Raw genomic sequence first — 22,033 nt, 5'->3', positions numbered from 1 at the left:
AGATTTGGTCAACTATTCCCGTAAACCCCAACCCAACGGCGCGGCCGCTTTGGGTCTTGCATCCTCAGAAACAGATACCGGGTCGCTTTCCACGGTTTGATGCTGTTTGTCAGGTTGTCCAGAACCAGATCTCCCTGAGCTGATCGATAGACCAACACAGCATGCGCGTTCCGACGCGTATCCAGAACAGTCGCAATCAAAAGCTTGCTCGGATCAATTCCTGCTTTGATCAGGTTCCGCTTTTTCAACAACGCAAAGTCTTCGCAATCACCGCCGCGTGTCGTCGGCAAGGCCCAAAACTCACGCTGTCTGTATTGCGATTGGTCTGTAATTGCACGGGTGGACGCGTTGACTTGCAAGTTCACTCTCTTGACGATCTGCATTTCCTGCTTGCTCGTCAACGAGGCCGCTCTTTGGCCTGAACAGGCCCAACTGTACTGACGGCAAAGCTGCTGCGCTCCGGACGGTGGTGGAGAGGCTGAAATCGCAGTGATGAACGCGCCCTCTGACGCCTGCGCCACAGAGGCGGTGAAAGACGACGTCAGGACCAAAGCGCAAATCCCAACGGAGCGCCCTGAAAATCTGGCGACCGACCGAAGACCCGCCGAAAAACCTACTGCCGAATATTTCATACCCGTTCCTCAATCCATGTTGCCCGCGTGAGTCCGGCCAATCAGGGTGTCGAAGTTTTCCGACTTTAACCGCAAGTGGCTCTGGTGACGCAATCAATGTTGAGGATCAGGGGTAAAAAAGGCGGAAATTCGTAACATTCCGCGGCAATTTCGGGCAAGAATTGAGGGCAATCCGCCACATTTATGACTGGGTCAGAATGCGGAAACGCCGCAACTAATTGTTTTTATGCTGCTTTTGAAAGCAATACGGCCTCCAAGAAAGAACTGGAAGCCGCGCAGAATTTCATGTGCTGGTTTTCGCCGAAACCGTCAATTCGACCCGGCTGAAACAGCTGATTCTCAATCGGTGATTTCAACAACGACCAATTCGCGCTCACTTGCCCCGCGGGCGTGATCGAGCGCTTCTTGGTAGGCGGCGGAGTTATAGCACTCGACCGCGGCCTCAACCGAAGGGAAACGTGCAACCACATTGCGCGGACGTTCCTTCCCCTCGAGCTGAACATAACGCGCGGCACGCGCGATGAATTCTCCGCCATGTTGAGCGATAGCGGGCCCCGCCAGCTCGGCGTATTTTCCATAGGCCTCAGTGTCAGTCACCGTGACATGTGCGATCCAAAGAGCAGCCATTTATCCCTCCAATACCTGTTCGGCGGCTTTGATTGCCGCATCTGCGTTGGTCGCGTCCTTGCCGCCACCTTGAGCCATATCTGGGCGACCTCCGCCGCCCTTGCCGCCCAGCTCAACCACTGCGGCTTTGACAAGATCAACGGCAGAAACCCTATCGGTCAGGTCCGCGGTGACCCCAGCCGCGACAGCCGCTTTGCCGCCTGTATCCGCGATCAACAGAACCGCGCCAGATCCCAGTCGGCTTTTGTGCTCGTCAATCAAGGCCGGAAGATCCTTGCCGGACACACCGCTGAGCGCCTGGGCCAGAAACTTGACGCCATTGACCTCAGTCTCTTCCGCGCCGCCGCCCTGCCCGGCTCCGCCTGCCATAGCGAGATCCCGGCGCAGTTGAGAGACTTCGTTTTGCAAGGCTTTCCGCTCATCCAGCAGCGATTTTACGCGGGCAACCACGTCATCCGGCTGCGCTTTCAGCTCTAACGCGATCTGTGCCAAGCGGTGATCTTGCGCGGACAGATAGCGGAAGGCTTCATCGCCCGTCAGAGCCTCAATCCGCCGAACACCCGCACTGCTTGCACTGTCTCCCAGCACAACAAACGTGCCGATATCGCCGGTCTGACGGACATGCGTGCCACCGCAAAGTTCAATCGACCAGGTCTCGCCATCCTGGCCCTTGCCGGTCGGCGCCTTACCCATCGAAACAACGCGAACTTCGTCGCCGTATTTCTCACCAAACAAAGCCTGAGCACCCAGTTCACGTGCGTCGTCCGGCGTCATGATCCGGGTTTCTACGCTCGAGTTCTGGCGGATGAAATCGTTCACCTCACGCTCGATTTTTTGGATTTCCTCCAGCGTCAGAGCCTTGGAATGGCTGAAATCGAACCGCAAACGATCCGAAGCATTCAACGAACCCCGCTGCGCAACGTGGTCGCCCAGAGTCTCACGAAGGGCTTCGTGTAAAAGGTGCGTGGCCGAGTGGTTAGCGCGAATGGCCGAACGTCGCGCATGATCCACCTCCAGCTCGACCGCGTCGCCCTTGGACAGCGTGCCATGGTCCACAGTCACCTTGTGTGCATAGACCTTGCCGTCAGCGAATTTCTTGGTGTCTTCAACGCGCGCAATTTCTTCGCGCGCATCGAGGCGGCGTAGCTCACCACTGTCGCCGACCTGACCGCCGGCCTCGCCATAGAACGGGGTTTGGTTCACGACGACCCAGCCACTGCCACCCTGTTCGATCTTGTCGACCAGAGCGCCATCGACGATCAGCGCCGCGACCTGAGCCTCAGCCTTTTCGGTGTCATAGCCCAGGAAATCGGTCGCGCCAGCGCTGTCGGCCACGTCAAACCAAACCGCTTGATCGGCAGCTTCGCCCGACCCGGCCCATGCTGCGCGGGCCTTGGCCTTCTGCTCTGCCATGGCCGCATCGAACCCGTCAGTATCGACGGTCCGGCCTTTTTCCCGCAGGGCATCCTGGGTCAGATCGAGTGGGAACCCATAGGTGTCATAAAGCTTGAACGCCGCATCACCGGACAGGGACGCACCTTCCGGTAGGCCCGCGACCTCGTCATCGAGCAATTTCAGGCCGCGATCCAGCGTTTGCTTGAACCGCGTTTCTTCCAGCAGCAGGGTCTCTTCGATCAACGCCTGCGCCTGCCCCAGTTCCGAGTACTGCGCGCCCATCAGTTGTACGAGCGAGGGCACTAGTCGGTGCATCACCGGATCCTTTGCGCCCAAAAGGTGTGCGTGACGCATGGCGCGCCGCATGATCCGGCGCAGTACATAGCCGCGACCGTCATTGCTGGGCATCACGCCATCAGCGATCAGGAACGAGGTTGAACGCAAGTGGTCCGCAATCACGCGGTGGTGGACGTTCTGATCCCCGTAAGGATCAACGCCTGTCGCCTCCGCGGAGGCCTCGATCAGCGTCTTGAACAGGTCGGTGTCGTAGTTGTCATGGCTACCTTGCAGCAGCGCGCCGATCCGCTCCAGCCCCATGCCGGTGTCGATCGACTGCATGTCGAGTTCCACCATCGAGCCGTCCTCGAACTGCTCGTTCTGCATGAAAACGATGTTCCAAATTTCGATGAACCGGTCGCCATCTTCCTCGGCCGATCCCGGAGGGCCGCCCCAGATGTGATCGCCGTGGTCATAAAAAATCTCGGTGCATGGCCCGCAGGGTCCGGTCGGCCCCATCTGCCAGAAATTGTCGCTGGTCGCGATACGGATGATGCGATCTTCAGGAACGCCGACTTTCTTCCAGATTTCAAAGGCTTCGTCGTCAGTGTGATAGACCGTAGTCAGCAGGCGGTTTTTGTCGATGCCGAATTCCTTGGTGATCAACTCCCACGCGAAGGGAATCGCGTCGTGCTTGAAATAGTCACCGAAGGAAAAGTTCCCCAGCATCTCAAAGAAGGTGTGGTGGCGCGCCGTATAGCCCACATTGTCGAGGTCATTATGCTTGCCGCCAGCTCGCACACACTTCTGCGCGGTGGTTGCACGCTGATAGTCGCGGGTTTCGACACCGGTGAACAGGTTCTTGAACTGCACCATGCCCGAGTTCACGAACATCAAAGTCGGATCATTGCGCGGCACCAGAGGGCTGGACGCCACCACTTCGTGCCCCTGCTTGGCAAAGTAGTTCAGAAAGGTCGATCGGATGTCGTTCAACGTTGGCATGGGGCTCTCTCAGCGCGCAATCATAATGGTCTGCGCAGGTTTATCGCCGTGCCTGCAGAGTGTCCACAGCATTGACCTTCCAAACGAAACAAGGCGGCCCCGACGGACCGCCCTGTTTAAGTTATTCTCAGCACTGTCGGAGCGCCGGGAGATTTCTGGTGTTCCCTCTCGCGCGTTCCTTAGGCCTCGAGGATATCGTCATCCTCGGCCGCTCCGGGCGGCATGTCGAAGTCCAGACCATGGGCCGCGCGGATCTTGTCCTCGATATCCAAAGCGATCCGAGAGTGATCGCGCAGATACTGCTTGGCGTTTTCGCGACCCTGCCCGATCCGTTCGTCCCCGTAGCTGAACCACGAACCCGACTTCTCGACCACACCGGCCTTGACGCCAAGATCCAGCAGCTCACCCATTTTCGAGATGCCTTCGCCGTACATGATGTCAAATTCCACCTGTTTGAACGGAGGGGCCACCTTGTTCTTAACGACTTTGACACGGGTCTGGTTACCGACCACCTCATCTCGATCCTTGATCGCGCCGATACGGCGAATGTCCAGACGAACCGAGCTGTAGAATTTCAGCGCGTTACCACCCGTTGTAGTTTCCGGGCTGCCAAACATCACGCCGATCTTCATCCGAATCTGGTTGATGAAGATTACCATGCAATTCGAACGGCTGATCGAGCCGGTCAGTTTGCGCATCGCCTGACTCATCAGACGGGCCTGAACGCCGACGTTGCTGTCGCCCATGTCGCCTTCCAATTCGGATTTCGGCGTCAGCGCCGCCACCGAGTCGACCACGACCATGTTCACCGCGCCAGACCGGACCAGCGTGTCGGTGATCTCAAGCGCCTGTTCGCCGGTATCGGGCTGCGAGATCAGCAGCTCATCCAGATCAACGCCCAGCTTACGGGCATATTGCGGGTCCAGCGCATGTTCTGCGTCGACAAATGCACAGACACCGCGGCGTTTTTGCTGTTCGGCAATACAATGCAGAGTCAGTGTGGTCTTACCCGAGCTTTCAGGTCCGTAAATCTCAACAATCCGGCCCATCGGCAGACCGCCGATTCCCAGAGCGATATCCAGACCCAGAGACCCGGTCGAGCTCGCCTCGATATCCTGCTTGGCATCCTCGCCCAGCTTCATGATCGAGCCTTTACCGAATTGCCGTTCGATCTGGGCCAGCGCGCTATCGAGCGCCTTTTGCTTGTCCGCGTTTTTCTTGTCGCTCATCGTCAGAAGATCCGCCATTGTCCTGTCGCCTTCCCTTTTGTCACACCCTTTGCCGGGCGGCAATCGCTGCTTTGTTCGCCTCTTGTTCCTTATGGGACCAAAAAGAGAACATTTCAACTAAAACTTACAGAACTTATTCTTGGACAATTGTGTTAAAGATCCGTTTACGCCAATCTGCCATCTTATCAAAGATCGACATGGGACCACTAAATGCTTGTTTTCTATAAAGAACGCCTTGCGTTTTTATCTGTTCCCAAAACCGGCAGCACCGCATATCACTCCGCGTTGCGCGCCCGAGCCGATCTTGTGATCACCCACCCGCCCGAGCTAAAACACGCACCGGTGCGCCGATATGACCGCTTTATCCAGAACATGTTCCGCAAAATGTACCACACGGAGATGGAGATCATGGCCGTAGTCCGTGAACCCATCGACTGGCTGGGTAGTTGGTACAGGTTTCGTCGGCGTGAAGATCGCTTCGGGCATCCTCATTCGACACGAGATATCAGCTTTGACGCGTTCGTGCAGGCCTATATGCAGACCCCTCAGCCCGAATTTGCTAATGTCGGCAGTCAGAGTCAGTTCTTCCGCCCCCGAAACAACGGCGTTGGGGCCAGCTATGTTTTCAAATACGACCATCAGGACAGAATCGTGGAATTCCTGCAAAGCCGATTGAACTACGACTTCTCATTACGGCGCGAGAACGTCTCGCCCCCCGCAGAGACAATTCTGACTTCTGAAACCGAAACGGCATACCGCAAGCATTCTAGGGCCGATTTTGCGGTCTATGACGCGGCGCAATAGGCGTCAGTTCATCTGCTGAAAAACGGCCTCAGTCAGTTGCGTCAAAGAGAATGGTTTGGGCAGAAAGGTCGAGTTCGGAACCTGGGGGCCCGAGTCGCCAAACGCGCCCTCGGTATAGCCCGAGACAAACACGACCCGGACATCTGGCCGTGTCTCCATGGCTTTGGCAACCCAGGTCGGGCCGTCCATTCCGGGCATGACCACATCCGTTACGAACACGTCTACGTTCAGGTCGACATCTTCCAGCAAGGCCAGGGCGTCCTCGGCAGATTCAGCCTCGAGCACCGTATAGCCTTTCAGGCGCAACGCGCGAGTCGCAAAGGCCCGAACCGGTGCTTCGTCTTCGACCAAAAGAACAACGCCCTCACCCTGGCGCGCCGTTTTGGAATCCGGCACATTTTCGGCCTGCTCTTCGGCGGGTTTCGCTTCGACGCCAACCGGAAGGAGCAGGGAAAACTCTGTGCCGCGACCGACAGCGCTGTCGACAAAGATGAATCCACCCGTCTGTTTGACGATCCCGTAAACGGTGGAAAGGCCAAGACCTGTGCCCTCGCCCGTTCGCTTAGTCGTGTAGAACGGCTCGAACACCTTTTGCAGTTTGTCGGCGGGAATACCGACGCCGCTGTCGATCACCTTTACGGTCATGTAATCGCCGGGTGGTACGGTGGCCCGGTCGCGGCGCAAGGGCTCGGTAAGGCTAAGCACTTCGGTTTCGATGCGAATCTCTCCACCTTCCGGCATTGCATCGCGCGCATTGACGACGAGGTTCATCAACACCTGCTCCAACTGCCGCTTGTCCGCGCGCACAGGCTTAAGGACAGGATCATGGCTGAGCGTCAATTGAACTTTCTCACCGACCAACCGGTTCAGCAGATGGATGAGGTCCGAGATGGTGTCGCGCACGTCCAGCACTTCGGGCCGTAAGGTCTGTTTGCGAGAAAAGGCCAGAAGTTGGCTGACCAGAGCCGCCGCTCGGTTGGCATTCTGATTGATCTGAATCAGGTCACCATAGTTTGGATCGTTTTGATCATGGCGCAGCAGCAGCAGATCGCAATGACCGGATATCGCGGTTAAAAGGTTGTTGAAATCATGTGCAACGCCTCCAGCCAACTGGCCGACAGCTTGCATTTTCTGGCCCTGCACAAACTGCGCCTCGAGTGTTTTCAACTCGGTCGCATCGTTCAGGACCGCTATAAGATGGGTTTTCCCGTCGATCTGAACACGGTCCAAAGTGACTTGAACAAATAGCTCTTTGTCATCGCGGGTCAGTCGCTGGAATTCGGATCGGGCGACATCCTCGCCGGAGGCCGTTTGTGCCAGCCACTCGAGAATTGGATGGTTCAGCCCCTGCAGGATCTGGTCGATATTGGTCTCGTTTAGGCAGAGATTACCCAAGAGAGCCAACGCCATCTGGTTTGCCTGCAGTATGGTCCCCTCGGGCGTCATGCAAATGATCGGCACGGGCAGTTCGGCAAGTGAGGATCCATGCTCCGGATGAACAGGTTGAGAAACCGGCATCAAAACGAGGTGCCGTTCAGCCCCCGACGCCGATACGCCAGTGACCGCGACGCGCGTTTTCCCCTCATAAGCAGGGACCGAGCAGATTTGACTATCCTGTGGCAATCCGTTCGGAAAGATATTGTCAATCGAACCCGGTACCGTGCCGAAAAAGGCCCTTGCGGCGGTATTGAGGTGAAAAAGGCGCCCACACCGACCGATGGTCAGTACGGGAAGGGCGATTTTGTCCCACTGCCCTTGGTGGCCAAGCTTGAACCGCCAGCAGAACAAGTGATCTTCCAATCGAACTACTGAAACCGGGACGCTTTCGCCAACAGTGATGATGTCTTCACCCGCTGAGCCTTTTGCTTGGGCCAGTGTCTGCAACCGCAGCAGAAGACTCGAAGGGTTGGCGAAGACCGAGCGCAGAACCTCGGGCAGCGATGCCTCCGGGCTGGCATTCAACTGTTCGCGCGCAATTGAATTGGCGACCAGAACAGTGCCCTCTTCATCGGCAACAATGCTTGCGCAATCGTCGTGATCTACAAAAGCAGCCAGCACATCAAGGGTTTGCTGTGCGGCTTTGTCGGCAAAGACACCCCTGACCAGAATCCAGAATGTCGCAAACAAGACCGAGACTCCTACGACGATCATGCCCTGCGCCCAGTCCGCGGGCACCCGGTCAGTATATGGCGCCACGTACAATAGAGCAGCCAGTCCAACCAGCGCCAAAACACGTGCAACAGAAGGCGTTCTCCTCGAGCGGGGATCGGAGAACGAAAATGTGGAATCGGACATGAACGACCCGGGTAGCTTTTTTGAGAGCAATAACGATCCAAAATAGTTAATGCCCGCTTAACAGAGTTAAGGGGCTACGAAAACTACCTTAGGTTGTTTTGAGTGGCTACTTTGTGAGATGCGTAGTGAAAAACCCGTCAACGCCATCCGTGACACGCCAATTCCGTTGCAGCGTCGCCGTCCATTCGGGGTTCTCCGACACAAAGCTTTCGACGACCCGCGCGTTTTCGTCCTGAAGCATCGAACAGGTTGCATACGCGAGAAGGCCCTCGGGATGAACCAGTGGCGCGACCTCACCCAGAATCGCACGTTGCAGCTTGGTCAATTCGATCAAACGCTCTTCGGTCAGGGCCCATTTTCCGGCCGGAGCGCGCCTCCAAGAACCACTGCCCGAGCAAGGTGCATCGACCAGTACGATGTCAAAGGGCGCGAAACCGGCTAGTTCCGCGGTCTCAAAGCAGGTTACTCTTACGCCCGCGCGGTCAGCGCGGTTCGGCAGGTCCTGCATGCGCTTCGGGTTGATGTCATGCGCAAACACCTCGACTCCTTGATGAGCCGCAAGGGCCAGCGATTTCCCACCACCACCGGCGCAATAGTCAAGTACACGCAAACCAGGCTTGAGGGGCAAAGCTGCCACAACCGCCTGACTGGCCGCATCCTGTAGCTCGACCAGACCCTCCAGATAAGCCCGGCTTTGCGCAACCTTGCGTGCGCCCTCAATCACAGCAAGAGCCGTCTCGCAGGCGGGATGAAGTTCAGTTTGAACCCCGTCAGCCTCCAAAGCACGGGTCGCGCCGTCTACGTCTGTCTTGCGCAAATTGACCCGAAGATGCACTGGAGCGCGGTTTTGCAGCGCCGCCGCGGCCTCCGTGGCTGCATCGCCCAAAGACGCCGAAAACCGGGGCCAGAGCCAGTCCGGAATATCAAACTGTTCGGCCAGTGACACGAAACCGCGACCCTGCTCAGACGCTTCAATCGGCTCAGGCGCGTGGCGTTCGCCAGTGAAGAGAGTGTCAGGCGCCTTCCCCGCAGCACGCAGCGATCCGATCATCAGGCCGCGACCCGTCTCAGCCCCCCCAAGCGCCGCAAAGGACCGTTTGCAGCGCAAGGCCGTAAAAACGTGATCCCGCACCGCTGCGCGATCCTTGGAACCTGCGAACCGGCTGCGCCGCGCCCACCCAGTCAGGGCTTTTTCAACGGGCGCGCCGTCCAGAATTTGGTCAAGGATCTCGATTGAGGTCTGAACACGGGCTGCCGGGGTCATCTTTCCCTCCGTCGGGTTTTCCAAGAACGCAAAACGGCGCCCGCGTCGGGGCGCCGCCTGCAACAGATCACCAGATCACATAACCCGGTAGTTCGGGCTTTCACGCGTGATCTGCACGTCATGAACGTGGCTTTCTTTCAGACCCGCCCCGGTGATTTTGACGAAATTGCAGTTCTTGCGCATCTCTTCGACCGTGGCACAGCCGGTATAGCCCATGGCCGCGCGCAGACCGCCGACCAGTTGGTGAACAACCGCTCCGGCAGAGCCTTTGTAGGGCACCTGCCCTTCGATACCTTCCGGCACCAGCTTGTCATTGGCGGCATCCTTCTGGAAATAGCGATCCGCCGAGCCGCGGGCCATGGCTCCCAAGCTGCCCATGCCACGATAGGATTTGAACGAACGGCCCTGATAAAGGATCACCTCGCCCGGGCTCTCATCCGTACCCGCGATCATCGAACCGACCATGGCGCAGGACGCACCCGCCGCGATGGCCTTGGCGAAATCGCCCGAGAACTTGATACCACCATCGGCAATCACCGGCACATCTCCGGCGGCTGAGGCGCAGTCCATGATTGCCGTCAGCTGAGGCACACCGACACCGGCCACCATCCGAGTGGTACAGATCGAACCTGGCCCAATGCCCACCTTGATCGCATCCGCACCCGCATCAATCAGCGCTTTAGTAGCATCCGCGGTGGCGACATTGCCCGCAATGATCTGAACTTCGTTCGACAGCGTTTTGGCGCGTTTGACCGCCTCAAGAACACCTTCGGAATGGCCGTGAGCGGTATCGACGACGATAATATCGACACCCGAATCGACCAACAGTTCCGAGCGCTCAAACCCTGCATCCCCGACCGAGGTCGCGGCGGCGACGCGCAGACGGCCCAGGTGGTCCTTGCAGGCCGTTGGGTTCAGAACGGCTTGTTCAGTGTCTTTCAGGGTCAGCAGACCGGTCAGCTTGCCCTCACCATCAACAACCAGCAGTTTTTCAATCCGGCGGGCGCGCATAAGGGATTTGGCCTCTTCCAGATCGGCGGGCTCTTGCAGCATCGCAAGATTGTCCGAGGTCATCATTGCCTTGATCGGCGTGTCATCCGACGTGGCAAAGCGCATGTCCCGGTTGGTCACGATGCCGACAACGCGGCCCTTCTCATCCACAACCGGAAAGCCGGTGAAGTTGTAGCGCTGCACCAGCGCCTGCGCGTCTGCTAGCGTCTGATCGGCACGCAACGTCACCGGGTTGTAGACGATGCCGGATTCGAACCGTTTCACACGGCGGACCTCGCGGGCCTGTTCCTCGACCGAGAGGTTCTTATGGATCACGCCGATCCCACCGGCCTGCGCCATGGCGATGGCCATACGCGCCTCGGTCACCGTATCCATGGCCGAGCTGAGCAGCGGGATGTTCATGGAAATCTGACGCGTCACGCGCGTCGTCGTATCCGCCGTTGCCGGCAGCACTGAAGATGCGCCCGGAACAAGAAGTACGTCGTCAAAGGTAAGTGCCTCACGAATCTGCATCATCAAACCCCATGCAAAAGCCCGTTTGGCGGTGACCCTATTGCATGGATTGACCCGAAGGAAAAGCCCTAGAACCCAAGTTGTTTGCCCTTGGTTGGGAATAGCACGTCACAAAACGACGCTCGTTGTACAAAACGTGCCGCTGTCAGGGCTTTCCCTTTGTGAATAAACTCATATCTTCCCCGGCATACGCGCGAACACAATTTAGGCAGGCCGACCATGACCACCGACCCCCTTGTCGTCTTTACCCCCTCGGGCAAACGCGGGCACTTTCCCGTTGGCACCCCGATTCTGACCGCCGCCCGACAGCTGGGTGTCGATCTGGATTCGGTTTGCGGAGGGCGCGGCATCTGCTCGAAATGTCAGATTACACCCAGCTACGGCGAGTTCCCCAAGCACGGCGTTACCGTCTCGGAAGACGCGCTGAGCGAATGGAACGCGGTCGAGCAGCGCTATGACGACAAACGTGGCCTGAAACCCGGTCGTCGTTTGGGCTGTCAGGCCTCGGTTCAGGGTGATGTGGTGATCGACGTGCCGCCCGAAAGCCAGGTCCACCGTCAGGTTGTCCGAAAGGCCGCAGCGGCGCGCGCCATCACCATGGACCCGGCCACGCGGCTGTATTTCGTCGTGGTCGAGGAACCCGACATGCACTCGCCCACCGGCGATCTGGAGCGTTTGGAACGCGCCCTGCGCGAGCAGTGGAAGATCGAATCCGTTACCGCCGATCTGTCCCTGATGTCCAAGCTGCAACCGGTGCTGCGCAAAGGCAAATGGGAGGTCACCGTCGCCGTTCACAAGGGCCACAAGGACCCGGTGGCCCGCATCGTCGAAATCTGGCCCGGCCTGCACGAAGGGGGCCTCTATGGTCTGGCCATCGACCTCGGCTCGACCACGGTTGCGGCGCATCTGACCGATCTGGAGACGGGTGAGGTCAAGGCATCCTCGGGCCTGATGAACCCCCAGATCCGCTTCGGCGAAGACCTCATGAGCCGCGTTTCCTACGCCATGATGAACCCCGGCGGAGATCAGGAGATGACCAAGGCCGTGCGTGAGGCGATCAATGACCTGACCACCTCGATCGCTGAAGAAGCGGGCATTGACGCCAGCCTGATCGTTGAGACGGTGTTCGTTTGTAACCCGGTCATGCACCATCTGCTGCTGGGTCTGGACCCGGTCGAACTGGGGCAAGCTCCGTTTGCGCTGGCGACATCGGAGAGCATGTCCCTGCCCGCGCGTGAGATGGACCTGACCACGATGAACCCGCGCGCGCAGATCTACATCCTGCCCTGTATCGCCGGTCACGTGGGTGCCGACTGTGCCGCCGTTGCCCTGTCGGAAGAGCCCGGCAAATCCGAAGATCTGGTGCTGATCGTGGACGTGGGCACCAATGCCGAAATCCTGCTGGGCAACACCAGCCGCGTTCTGGCCTGCTCGTCGCCCACAGGCCCTGCCTTCGAAGGCGCGCAGATCAGTTCCGGCCAACGCGCTGCCCCCGGCGCGATTGAGCGGATCGAGATTGACCCCGTCACCAAGGAACCCCGCTTCCGCGTGATCGGATCCGAGAAATGGTCCGATGAGGACGGCTTTGATCAGGACATCGCCACCACTGGCATCACCGGCATCTGCGGCTCTGGCATCATCGAGGCGGTGGCCGAGATGCGCATCGCTGGCCTGCTGGACGAAAGCGGCCTGATCGGATCGGCCGAGCAAACCGGCACGCCCCGCTGCGTTCCTGAAGGGCGCACACACGCCTATCTGATCCATGATTCCAGCGCGGAAGGTGGCCCTCGGATCACGGTCACCCAAGGCGATATCCGGGCCATCCAGCTGGCGAAATCGGCACTTTATGCGGGTGCGCGCCTATTGATGGACGAGATGGAGGTCGACCGCGTGGATCGCGTGGTTCTGGCCGGGGCCTTCGGGGCTCATATCTCGACCAAACACGCGATGGTTCTGGGCATGATCCCGGATGCGCCGCTCGATAAGGTCTCTAGCGCGGGCAACGCGGCTGGTACCGGCGCCCGGATTGCACTGTGCAACATCGGCTCGCGTGCCGAGATCGAGCGTGTCGTCCGCGAGATCACCAAGATCGAGACCGCTATCGAACCGAAATTTCAGGATCACTTCGTTGCCGCCAACGCGATCCCGCACAAAACCGACCCCTTCCCGGAACTCGCTCAGGTCGTCACCCTGCCCGCACCGTCCTTCAACACCGGTGGCGGCGATGAGGAAAAGACTGGCCGCCGTCGCCGCCGGAGGTCATAGTTCCCCTCAAAAGGGGGCTGCGATGCTGAACATCAACGGTGATCAGGAAGAGTTCTGGGGCAAGTCTGAAATGGGTGCCCGCTGGCTGACCTTTGAAGATCAGCTGGACACCTTGTTTCAGCCCGTTCTGGAACTGGTCCTGAAACGATCTGGTCTGTCACGGGGCATGAGGATTCTTGATATCGGCTGTGGCACTGGCGCATCTGCGCTGGCCGCTGCGCAGCTTGTTGGGGCTGAGGGTGCGGTACGCGGCATCGACATATCGGAACAGTTTCTAGAGCGCGCGCGCCAGCGGGCCAGCAATGCTGGTCTTGGCAACCTTTCGTTTCAATACGCCGACGCTCAGACCACAGAGCTTTCGCGGGGCGATATTGACGCGATGATCTCAAGGTTCGGCGTCATGTTCTTTGCCGACCCGACCGTCGCCTTCGCCAACATGGCTCGCGCCCTGAAGCCCGGTGCGCAGATGACCTTTGCCGCTTGGGGCGGTTTGTCTGACAACCCTTGGTTCAAAACCCCGCATATCGCTGCCACAGCGCGTCTGGGTCAGCCGCCTAAAGTTGACCGCAATGCCCCCGGGCCGCTCGCCTTCCATGACAAGGATAGAGTCGCTGGTCTGATGACCGAAGCGGGGTTGGTGGATGTTCAGGTCACGACGGTTTCGCTGGTGCTAAACGGGCCACTATCTGTCGAAGACGCAGCCCTGCTCTGCACCCGTGTGGGACCTGCTGCGCGTGTGATCGCGCATTTCAACGGCACTGAAGAGGATGTGCGCGCGATCGTCGATACTGTTGTGCTACAGTTCGAGGAGTACCTCACTTCGGAAGGAACGCGTGTCCCGGCCGCCATCAACCTGCTGCAAGCGCGCCGTTCACAATAGACATTGAAGTTGGAGCGGGTAGCGGGAATCGAACCCGCGCGTTCAGCTTGGGAAGCTGACAGGCTACCATTACATCATACCCGCCGCGAGGTTTGAGATACCATCGGCACCTGAGGAACTGCAAGCGCCTTTCGATTGGGAAATTGGATTACTCTGTCCGCGCCCGCAAAGAGTCGATCAGTGATTGGTCAACATCCAAAGCCTCGCATGCTGCGTCCAAAGTCCGTTTGTCCAAATGCTGTGGGTTTAGATCTATGTCCTTTGAGAACGCATCAACGATGGTTTGCATTGCTTTGATTCTCGCAGATTTTTTGTTGTTAGCCGGAATAACGTGCCACGGTGCAATCTCCGTTGATGTACGCGCCAGCATCTCATCGACGGCGATCCCGGCCTCGTCCCAACGTTCGCGATTGCGGAAATCCTCGTAAGTCAGCTTCCAGCGCTTCAATGGGTTGCGCAGGCGTTCTGTGAAACGCGCCATTTGTTCGTCTTGTGAGATATGAAAGAACAGCTTTACGATCCGGGTGCCGTCATCAACAAGCATGCGCTCGAAATCGTTGATCTCTCGATATCCCGCCCGCCACCGTTTCTCCGGAGTGAACTTCTCGATCCGTTCCACCAGAACACGCCCGTACCAACTGCGGTCAAAGGCCGAGATTGCACCTTCGGGCGGCAGGCGCTCCCAGAACCGCAGCAGATAGTGGCGGTTGAGATAGTAGTTGCGCGGCGCGCCTATCGGCCAGACTTTGAAACTGCGCGGATCAAGCGCCTGGCTGATACGGCGGATCGTGCCACCTTTGCCAGCGGCATCCCAACCTTCAAAGACGATTACGCCCTTGGTTCCATGGAATAGAAAAGCTTGCTGAATACGCGCCAGTTTCGCCTGTAGATCGATCAGCTTGTCGAAATAGTCCTTCTTGCCCAACTTCTCACTCAGGTCTGCGTCGGCCAGTTTTGGTGGGTGATGTTTGGACATGAAAGCACCTGATCGTTGCGGAAAAGACCACCCCAGTCTCTACGATATCACGTTTGTTGCATTGATCAGGGTCAAACGAAAAAGGCCGGGCGCAGGGCCCGGCCTTTGATCTGATAGCTCAAAAAATCAAGCGCGACGACGACGGCCACCGCCGCGACGACCGCCTGCTCCACCCGCCGCAGCCGCTTCTTCAGGCGATTTGTTGAACTTGATCCATGCGCCGCCGTGCGGGTCGTTGTTGGTCAGCAGGTTGGCGGCACGGATGGCCTCCATTTCCTTGCCGGCACGCGGCTGGGTCGAGCCCAGACCGAACATCTGAACAAAGGCCTCATCGTCCATGCCTTCGGGCAGGATGATACCAGCTGCGGCAACGGCTTCTTTCTTCTCGGCGATTTTCTTCTGCGTCGTCGGCAGAGCAACCGGGTTCATGATCGCGGACGTCATGCCAGCACCCATCGCCATCGGCAGGAAGGCGTTGTTGATGCCGTGACGGTTCGGCAGACCAAACGAGATGTTGGACGCCCCACAGGTGGTGTTCACACCCAGTTCCTCACGCAGACGACGGACCAGAGCGAAGACCTGCTGGCCAGCAGTTGCCATCGCACCGATCGGCATAACCAGCGGGTCAACCACGATGTCATGCGCCGGGATGCCGAAATCTGCAGCGCGCTCAACGATCTTCTTGGCCACGTCGAACCGCACATCGGGGTCTTCCGAGATGCCGGTATCGTCGTTCGAGATCGCAACAACCGGAACGTTGTATTTCTTGACCAGCGGCAGAACCAGCTCCAGACGCTCTTCTTCGCCGGTGACCGAGTTCAGCAGCGGACGGCCTTCAGCCGCCTCAAGACCGGCCTCCAGCGCGCCGGGAACCGACGAGTCAATGCAGAGAGGGACGTCAACCAGACCCTGAACCAGCTCAACGATCTGGCGCATCAGCGGCGGCTCGGTCTCGTTCGGGTTGGGGTTCGAGTTGTAGACGACGCCTGCGTTGATATCCAGAACGGTCGCGCCTGCAGCAACCTGAGCGAGCGCGTCTTTTTCAACGGTCGAAAAGTCGCCCGCCTCAAGCTCAGCAGCCAGTTTCTTGCGGCCTGTGGGGTTGATCCGCTCTCCAATCACGCAGAACGGTTCGTCAAAGCCCAGAACGGCGGTTTTTGTTTTTGATTCTACGACTGTACGGGTCATGTCCGTTCCTTAAGCGTTAACCGGCTTCGCCGAAGCGCCGCCGTTGTTGATGGCCCAGTTGGCGTTGGTCTTGATGCCGCCAAGGGGGAAGAAGTGTACGTTGGTGATGTTGAAATCCGGGTTCGCCGCTTTGTATTCGGCCAACTCGGTGATCACATCATTCGGCTCATAGGGCAGCAGCAGTTTGGAGACATCCATGGCGCGCTTTTGCAGAACTTTCAGCGACGGGCCAACGCCACAAGCGATGGCGAACTTGATCAGGGTCTGCAACTTGGCAGGGCCTGCGATACCGATATGAACCGGGATGTCGATCCCCGCCTCTTTCAGGCCGTTCGCCCATTCGATGATCGGCTTTGCGTCGAATGCGAACTGCGTGGCCAGCGCCATCTCGGCGTCGGTGGTTTCGCTGAATTTCTGCTTCCAGCGCAGCGCGTCGTCAACGTTCTTGGTCGAGCCGTCCGGGTCGATGTCCTTGTTGCCTTCGGGGTGACCGGCAACGTGCAGGCGCTTGAAACCGGCTTTGTCGAACAGGCCGGACTCCAACAATTGCATCGAGCTGTCGAAATCACCATGCGGCTTCGCCACACCACCGGCCAGCAGTAGCGCCTGATCAACGCCCGCCTCGCCCTGGTACATCGAGATCCAGTTCTCCAACGTTGCGGCATCCTTGATGATGCGCGCTGGGAAGTGCGGCATGACCGGGAAACCTTCGGCGGCGATGCGCTTGGCGGTTTTCACCATGTCTTCGATCGGAGTGCCCTCGATATGGGCGATATAGACACGGGTGCCTTCGGGCAGCAGCGCGCGGAAATCTTCGACCTTTTCGGCGGTGCGCGGCATCACCTCGATCGAGTAGCCCTGCAGAAAGGCTTCGACGGTCGGGTTTACAGGGCCGTTTTCGGCGGCATCACGTTTCTTGAAGTTCAGCAAAGCCATTGCGGCCTCCCATATAGATTTCGGGCTCATGCCCAACCGTCATTCGCGATCAGTGCCTTGATGCGGTCCTGATCATATTCCGTTTCCAGACGCACAGCCTGCGCTTCGGCAATCTCGGACGGGTCGCCCTCAACCGCGAAAGGCTCGGCTTTACGCCATTCGGCCAGGTAGGCATCACTGTCCTTGGCATTCACCTTCATGGCGGCGCGGTCGATGGCCTGTTCAAACCGTTCTTCCAACTGCCGCTTTGCGCCACGACGGCCTTTGCCGACGATGACCTGAGCGGGAATGTCGCGCCAGTACACGATGGTGACGTCAGGCATAGCTGTGATTCCTCCTAACCAATGGGGCGGTTCTAAACGTCTATATTGGGCTAAGGAGGTCGGTTTTCGACACCCAGCGCCTTCCAAGCGACCTTTTTGCCTATGACGGTGTACAGTGGTTTTAGCCGGGTTTCACAGAAAACCAGATATCAAAACTTTCAACGCTTGTATGAGGATGGCTCAACACAAGCAAAAACCCCGGGCGGGAATACCGTCCGGGGCTTGTTTTTAAGGGCGTTTTTGGCGTTAGCCGACCAAACCACCATCGTCGCGCGTGACCGCGATGATGGCCGAACGTGGCACGGCATCTCCGCCTTCGGGCCAGTGGCTGTTGCCGTCCTCACCAGGGTGCTGGACGCCCACGAACATGGTGCGGCGATCCGGCGACCAGCTGAGGCCGGTGATCTCGCACTCATTCGGGCCGACCAGGAAGCGACGGATTTCGCCGGTGACCGGGTCACCTGCCAGCATCTGGTTGTTGCCCTGACCTTCGAAATCACCTTCGTTGCCATAATTGCCGTCGGTCTGTATCCACAGCAGGCCGTTGCTGTCGAATTTCAGACCATCGGGTGAGTTGAACATGTTCTCGGCATTGACGTTGTCCGACCCGCCATAGGTGTCTTGATGGACATTCGGGTTGCCCGCCAGCACATACAGATCCCAGGCAAAACCGGACGCAGTATGATCGCCACCTTCGGGGCGCCAGCGTACGATTTGGCCATAGTTGTTGGCCTCGCGCGGGTTCGGACCGTTGACCGAGGTGTCATCCCCACCGGCATTCGGCTTGACGCCCCGGTTCTTGTTGTTGGTCAGACAGCAATAAACCTCGGCCACGTTCGGGTTAGCAGCCACCCATTCGGGGCGGTCCATGGTCGTCGCGCCCACGGCTGACGCGCCCTGACGGGTGTGGATGCTGACTTCAGCCTGTGAGGCCAAACCGGTTGTCTCGGGCGTCAGGTCCAGCCATTCACCGGTGCCGTCATCGTTGAACTTGGCAACCGACAGCGTACCGTTTTCCAGTAGCGCATTGGTATCAACACCCGCCGCATAGACACCGTCCGAAACGAAGCGGTACAGGAACTCGCCGCGCTCATCATCGCCCATGTAGACGACAACGCGACCGTCGTTGTTGACCACAGATTCAGCATTTTCGTGCTTGAAGCGGCCCAGAGCGGTCAGCTTGCGCGGGGTCGAGGTCGGATCGGTCGGGTCGATCTCAACCACGTAACCGGCGCGGTTCGGTTCATTGGGGTCTTTTGCCACGTCGAACCGTTCGTCGATCTTGGCCCAGCCATAGCCCCAATCCTTGGACGAGACGCCATAGCGCTTCAGTTCAGCGCTGACTTCGTGCGCTTCGTCTTCAGCCGAGAAGTAGCCGTTGAAGTTCTCTTCACAGGCCAGATAGGTGCCCCACGGCGTCATTCCGTTGCCGCAGTTGTTCCACGTCCCCTTGGAGGTCGTGCCGGTCGGATCAGCGGCGGTTTTCATCAGGTCATGGCCCGCAGCCGGTCCGGTGATGGTCATGTCGGTCTGCGGTGTGATGCGGCGGTTATACGGGCTGTCTTTGACGATGCCCCATTTGCCATCGGTATTGGCAATCTCGACCACTGTTACACCATGCGCCATCATGCCCTTGGCGACATCATCGTCCGAGGCCGCCTTGGCGTCCGGGTTGTTACCCCACAGAATGTCACGGTTGGTGTATTCGTTGTTCACGACCAGCAGAACGTGACCGTCATGGAAGAAAACGTCCTGACCATCGGTGTTGTCGCCAAAGGCGCGTTCCTGGCTGGCGGCGGTGCCACGGGTCGCAGGATCGAATTCAGGCGCGTCGGACCACAGCGGATCCCCCCAGCGTACCATGACTTCGGCCTTGTAGCCTGCGGGCACGACCACCTCATCGGCAGTTGAGACCGGAATCGCCTCGAACGAGAACCGATCCGCCGACGCGCGCGCACCTGTGGGCAGAAGCGAGCCGCCTACTGCAGTAAAGCTGCCCATGGCCAAAACGCCCCCCAGAAAGCCACGTCGCGACAAGGCGCGCTCGACCACGCGGTCGAATTCACATTCCTCGGGGCGCGGATTTACGACTTCATCAAATTCATCGAAGGACAGGGTGCGCTCATCTTTCATGGCAGTCTCCGTATCTGGCTGTAAGCTTGTAGAGAATCCCGAAATGGGGATCGGCACGGGAATTGCATTTCAGTATGACCGCTGTGTGACACTCACGTTAAATTCAAAATTGAAATCACTTGCGCGTCGGCGAGACCCCGCCTAGGGTCAACTTAACTCGAAAATCGGAGGGCGTTACGAATGGCGCCCAAGCGTCCCAAAGGTGCGGGCGCGTTCCCGAAGGCGGTCGAAAGCCCCGCGCCGGCAAGACCCGATCCAGATGCACTCTATGCGGCGTTGGATCTGGGGACAAATAGCTGCCGCATGTTGATAGCCCAACCCAAGGGGAGTGGGTTCCATGTGGTCGACAGCTTCTCCAAATCCGTGCAGTTGGGCGCGGGTTTGGAACGCACGGGACGGCTGTCCCGGGCGTCTATGTCGCGCACCGTTCAGGCGTTGCGAATCTGCCAGCAAAAGCTGAAACGAAACAAGGTCAAACGGATGCGTCTAGTCGCAACCGAGGCCTGTCGGCGCGCTAAGAACTCACGCGATTTCATCCGGCAGGTGCGGCGTGAAACCGGCCTGAACCTTGAGATCATCCAGCCCGAGGAAGAGGCCCGTCTGGCCGTCATCTCCTGCGCGCCGCTGGTGTCGACCAAGACCGAGCAGTTGCTGGTCGTGGATATCGGCGGCGGCTCGACCGAGCTGGTGTGGATCGACATCTCGTCTGTGCCGCGCCGCGATCGGCCAGCTGCAATCATGCGTCTGCATAACGGGTTTCACACCGCCGACAGCCCCTTTCCGGCCGCCAAGGTCGTGGACTGGATCAGCGTCCCGCTGGGCGTCGCAACCTTGCGCGACCAGTTTCATGACGTTGAGGATGACTCGGCTCGGTTTGCGTTGATGAGCTGGTTTTTCGAGGAAAACCTTGCTGATTTCGCCCCCTACAAGGACGAACAGACCCGAGCGGGATTTCAGATCGTCGGCACCAGCGGCACGGTGACAACCGTTGCGGCGTCGCATTTGGGCCTGAAGCGCTATGACCGGACCAAGGTGGACGGTTTGCGCATGACCAGCGATCAGATTGACAAAGTCATACGCGGGTATTTAGAACTCGGCCCTCACGGGCGACGCCGGGACCCTCGGATTGGGGATGACCGGCAGGCCCTGATTATGTCCGGCTCGGCCATTTTGCAGGCCCTTTTGCGTTGCTGGCCCACCGACCGCCTGTCTGTGGCGGACCGGGGACTGCGTGAAGGACTGCTTTATGCGCAGATGAGTGCGGACGGCGTATTGGAAGACGGACCGTTCTGATGGCGAAAACACCGAGTGGAAAAAACACCTCAGGCCGCGGACAGCGCGACCTGAAGGTTAAGGTGAAGACGGCGCGTGGGCGCAAGCTCAGCTCGACCCGGTGGCTCGAGCGGCAGTTGAACGACCCCTATGTCAAGCGCGCGAATGCCGAAGGCTATCGTGGGCGCGCTGCGTTCAAGATCCTAGAACTGGACGACAAATTCCGCTTTCTGGTCCCCGGCGCGCGCGTCGTTGATCTGGGCTGTGCGCCCGGTGGCTGGCTGCAGGTCGCGGTCAAGCGGGTGAATGCCTTGGGCGAGAAAAGCGGCAAGCGTATTGGCACCGTTCTGGGTGTTGACCTGCAGGAGGTCGAACCTGTTGCAGGCGCGACGGCTCATGTGCTGGATTTCATGGAAGATGACGCGGACCTCAAGGTCAAAGAGTGGCTGGGCGGCAAGGCTGACGTTGTGATGTCGGACATGGCTGCCGCGTCTTCGGGTCACAAGCAGACCGACCACTTGCGGATCATGGCATTGTGCGAAACCGCCGCTTACTTTGCCTTTGATGTATTGGAAGAAGGCGGCACCTTTGTGGCCAAGGTTCTGGCCGGCGGCGCCGAGGGCGATCTGCAAAAGCTGCTCAAGCAGAAGTTCGAGAAAGTCGCCAACGTCAAACCACCTGCATCGCGTTCGGACAGTTCCGAGAAGTTCGTGGTTGCAACCGGGTTCCGAGGCGGCGCCTAATCTTCAAGTACGATCTGACCGGCCAGCCGCTGTTCGCGCAGCGACGCGGCGGCGATGCCTTGCAGCATCAGCCCTTCGCCATGATTGAGGTCAATCGGCTTGCGGTCCCGAAGTTCCGCGATCCGTTGATCCAATGAGACCTGCCTGCCCCTCGAGGCAGGCTGTTTCAAAACATGTTCCGACATGTGACACCTTTTACGACCTAATGGCCTGACACCCTCGGAAACAGGTCTAGCGGTCAAATCTGCCGGGATGATGGCGCGAAACGG

General features: G+C 58.7%; 18 protein-coding genes and 1 tRNA gene. 5 read left to right on the top strand and 14 right to left on the bottom strand.

Features of this window, described 5'->3' with window-relative positions; all coding sequences use genetic code 11:
- Window positions 1-8: 8 nt before the first annotated feature.
- The 4 genes from ACR0KL_RS00665 to recA form a co-directional block, all read right to left on the bottom strand.
- A complete protein-coding gene (locus tag ACR0KL_RS00665) occupies window positions 9-632 on the bottom strand; it encodes a transglutaminase-like cysteine peptidase (RefSeq protein WP_170676029.1) in 624 nt (207 codons plus the stop codon).
- Between the two features lie 339 nt (window positions 633-971).
- The gene (locus ACR0KL_RS00660; RefSeq protein WP_170638730.1) at window positions 972-1,259 is read right to left on the bottom strand and encodes a DUF1330 domain-containing protein; all 288 of its coding nucleotides are present in this window, start codon (window positions 1,257-1,259) and stop codon (window positions 972-974) included.
- Window positions 1,260-3,932, bottom strand: coding sequence for an alanine--tRNA ligase (gene alaS / locus ACR0KL_RS00655; protein WP_170676028.1), 2,673 nt, complete (start codon window positions 3,930-3,932; stop codon window positions 1,260-1,262).
- A gap of 179 nt (window positions 3,933-4,111) precedes the next feature.
- Window positions 4,112-5,179, bottom strand: a complete 1,068-nt coding sequence (gene recA / locus ACR0KL_RS00650) for a recombinase RecA (RefSeq protein ID WP_480776538.1) — start codon at window positions 5,177-5,179, stop codon at window positions 4,112-4,114.
- A 192-nt stretch (window positions 5,180-5,371) separates the two neighbouring features.
- On the opposite strand from recA, the gene ACR0KL_RS00645 reads away from it, so the two are divergent.
- On the top strand, window positions 5,372-5,965 hold the full coding sequence (locus tag ACR0KL_RS00645) for a sulfotransferase family protein (protein WP_170676027.1): 594 nt from the start codon (window positions 5,372-5,374) through the stop codon (window positions 5,963-5,965).
- 3 nt (window positions 5,966-5,968) lie between these two features.
- Here the strand turns inward: ACR0KL_RS00645 and ACR0KL_RS00640 are convergent, their stop codons facing one another.
- The 3 genes from ACR0KL_RS00640 to guaB form a co-directional block, all read right to left on the bottom strand.
- Complete coding sequence (locus ACR0KL_RS00640; protein WP_170676026.1) at window positions 5,969-8,260, bottom strand: PAS domain-containing hybrid sensor histidine kinase/response regulator; 2,292 nt, start codon at window positions 8,258-8,260, stop codon at window positions 5,969-5,971.
- A gap of 106 nt (window positions 8,261-8,366) precedes the next feature.
- Entirely contained in the window at window positions 8,367-9,524 is a 1,158-nt protein-coding gene (locus tag ACR0KL_RS00635) for an RsmB/NOP family class I SAM-dependent RNA methyltransferase (protein ID WP_170676025.1), read from the bottom strand.
- A 75-nt stretch (window positions 9,525-9,599) separates the two neighbouring features.
- Window positions 9,600-11,048 (bottom strand): IMP dehydrogenase, encoded by a 1,449-nt coding sequence (gene guaB, locus ACR0KL_RS00630; RefSeq protein WP_170659772.1) that lies wholly within the window; start codon window positions 11,046-11,048, stop codon window positions 9,600-9,602.
- A gap of 219 nt (window positions 11,049-11,267) precedes the next feature.
- Here guaB and ACR0KL_RS00625 point away from each other — a divergent pair, with 219 nt between their 5' ends.
- On the top strand, window positions 11,268-13,313 hold the full coding sequence (locus ACR0KL_RS00625) for an ASKHA domain-containing protein (RefSeq protein ID WP_170676024.1): 2,046 nt from the start codon (window positions 11,268-11,270) through the stop codon (window positions 13,311-13,313).
- Window positions 13,273-14,193, top strand: coding sequence for a class I SAM-dependent methyltransferase (locus tag ACR0KL_RS00620; RefSeq protein WP_480554372.1), 921 nt, complete (start codon window positions 13,273-13,275; stop codon window positions 14,191-14,193). Before ACR0KL_RS00625 ends, ACR0KL_RS00620 begins: the two co-directional genes overlap by 41 nt.
- Before the next feature lie 10 nt (window positions 14,194-14,203).
- Here ACR0KL_RS00620 and ACR0KL_RS00615 read toward each other — a convergent pair.
- From ACR0KL_RS00615 to ACR0KL_RS00590, 6 genes are all read right to left on the bottom strand, one after another.
- Window positions 14,204-14,277, bottom strand: a tRNA-Gly gene (locus ACR0KL_RS00615).
- A gap of 64 nt (window positions 14,278-14,341) precedes the next feature.
- Window positions 14,342-15,169, bottom strand: a complete 828-nt coding sequence (locus ACR0KL_RS00610) for a polyphosphate kinase (protein ID WP_170641544.1) — start codon at window positions 15,167-15,169, stop codon at window positions 14,342-14,344.
- Window positions 15,170-15,295: 126 nt separating this feature from the next.
- Window positions 15,296-16,357 (bottom strand): methyltetrahydrofolate cobalamin methyltransferase, encoded by a 1,062-nt coding sequence (locus ACR0KL_RS00605; protein ID WP_170373670.1) that lies wholly within the window; start codon window positions 16,355-16,357, stop codon window positions 15,296-15,298.
- 9 nt (window positions 16,358-16,366) lie between these two features.
- Entirely contained in the window at window positions 16,367-17,293 is a 927-nt protein-coding gene (locus ACR0KL_RS00600) for a methylenetetrahydrofolate reductase (RefSeq protein ID WP_170676022.1), read from the bottom strand.
- 26 nt (window positions 17,294-17,319) lie between these two features.
- Window positions 17,320-17,616: a virulence factor gene (locus ACR0KL_RS00595; RefSeq protein WP_170373668.1), complete on the bottom strand. Its 297-nt coding sequence runs from the start codon at window positions 17,614-17,616 to the stop codon at window positions 17,320-17,322.
- Window positions 17,617-17,862: 246 nt separating this feature from the next.
- Window positions 17,863-19,749 (bottom strand): PhoX family protein, encoded by a 1,887-nt coding sequence (locus tag ACR0KL_RS00590; RefSeq protein WP_480776537.1) that lies wholly within the window; start codon window positions 19,747-19,749, stop codon window positions 17,863-17,865.
- Between the two features lie 180 nt (window positions 19,750-19,929).
- Here ACR0KL_RS00590 and ACR0KL_RS00585 point away from each other — a divergent pair, with 180 nt between their 5' ends.
- Together ACR0KL_RS00585 and ACR0KL_RS00580 are read left to right on the top strand one after the other, a co-directional pair.
- Window positions 19,930-21,042 carry a Ppx/GppA phosphatase family protein gene (locus ACR0KL_RS00585; RefSeq protein WP_170373666.1) on the top strand — a complete coding sequence of 371 codons (1,113 nt, stop codon included), beginning with the start codon at window positions 19,930-19,932 and terminating at the stop codon, window positions 21,040-21,042.
- Entirely contained in the window at window positions 21,042-21,764 is a 723-nt protein-coding gene (locus ACR0KL_RS00580; protein ID WP_170676020.1) for an RlmE family RNA methyltransferase, read from the top strand. The genes ACR0KL_RS00585 and ACR0KL_RS00580 overlap by 1 nt, the downstream gene beginning before the upstream one ends.
- Here the strand turns inward: ACR0KL_RS00580 and ACR0KL_RS00575 are convergent.
- Window positions 21,761-21,949: a hypothetical protein gene (locus tag ACR0KL_RS00575; RefSeq protein WP_170676019.1), complete on the bottom strand. Its 189-nt coding sequence runs from the start codon at window positions 21,947-21,949 to the stop codon at window positions 21,761-21,763. The two genes, ACR0KL_RS00580 and ACR0KL_RS00575, sit on opposite strands and share 4 nt — an antisense overlap.
- Between the last annotated feature and the right edge of the window lie 84 nt (window positions 21,950-22,033).

The sequence above is a fragment of the Ruegeria sp. C8 genome, assembly GCF_056537565.1.
This window is presented reverse-complemented; position numbering and strand designations above follow the sequence as displayed.

Coding starts and splice junctions, on each gene's coding strand:
- guaB (WP_170659772.1), bottom strand. CDS start 11,048: ATGCAGATTCGTGAGGCACTTACCTTTGACGACGTACTTCTTGTTCCG.
- ACR0KL_RS00625 (WP_170676024.1), top strand. CDS start 11,268: ATGACCACCGACCCCCTTGTCGTCTTTACCCCCTCGGGCAAACGCGGG.
- ACR0KL_RS00595 (WP_170373668.1), bottom strand. CDS start 17,616: ATGCCTGACGTCACCATCGTGTACTGGCGCGACATTCCCGCTCAGGTC.
- alaS (WP_170676028.1), bottom strand. CDS start 3,932: ATGCCAACGTTGAACGACATCCGATCGACCTTTCTGAACTACTTTGCC.
- ACR0KL_RS00580 (WP_170676020.1), top strand. CDS start 21,042: ATGGCGAAAACACCGAGTGGAAAAAACACCTCAGGCCGCGGACAGCGC.
- ACR0KL_RS00605 (WP_170373670.1), bottom strand. CDS start 16,357: ATGACCCGTACAGTCGTAGAATCAAAAACAAAAACCGCCGTTCTGGGC.
- ACR0KL_RS00635 (WP_170676025.1), bottom strand. CDS start 9,524: ATGACCCCGGCAGCCCGTGTTCAGACCTCAATCGAGATCCTTGACCAA.
- ACR0KL_RS00640 (WP_170676026.1), bottom strand. CDS start 8,260: ATGTCCGATTCCACATTTTCGTTCTCCGATCCCCGCTCGAGGAGAACG.
- ACR0KL_RS00660 (WP_170638730.1), bottom strand. CDS start 1,259: ATGGCTGCTCTTTGGATCGCACATGTCACGGTGACTGACACTGAGGCC.
- ACR0KL_RS00600 (WP_170676022.1), bottom strand. CDS start 17,293: ATGGCTTTGCTGAACTTCAAGAAACGTGATGCCGCCGAAAACGGCCCT.
- ACR0KL_RS00620 (WP_480554372.1), top strand. CDS start 13,273: ATGAGGAAAAGACTGGCCGCCGTCGCCGCCGGAGGTCATAGTTCCCCT.
- recA (WP_480776538.1), bottom strand. CDS start 5,179: ATGGCGGATCTTCTGACGATGAGCGACAAGAAAAACGCGGACAAGCAA.
- ACR0KL_RS00610 (WP_170641544.1), bottom strand. CDS start 15,169: ATGTCCAAACATCACCCACCAAAACTGGCCGACGCAGACCTGAGTGAG.
- ACR0KL_RS00585 (WP_170373666.1), top strand. CDS start 19,930: ATGGCGCCCAAGCGTCCCAAAGGTGCGGGCGCGTTCCCGAAGGCGGTC.
- ACR0KL_RS00645 (WP_170676027.1), top strand. CDS start 5,372: ATGCTTGTTTTCTATAAAGAACGCCTTGCGTTTTTATCTGTTCCCAAA.
- ACR0KL_RS00590 (WP_480776537.1), bottom strand. CDS start 19,749: ATGAAAGATGAGCGCACCCTGTCCTTCGATGAATTTGATGAAGTCGTA.
- ACR0KL_RS00665 (WP_170676029.1), bottom strand. CDS start 632: ATGAAATATTCGGCAGTAGGTTTTTCGGCGGGTCTTCGGTCGGTCGCC.
- ACR0KL_RS00575 (WP_170676019.1), bottom strand. CDS start 21,949: ATGTCGGAACATGTTTTGAAACAGCCTGCCTCGAGGGGCAGGCAGGTC.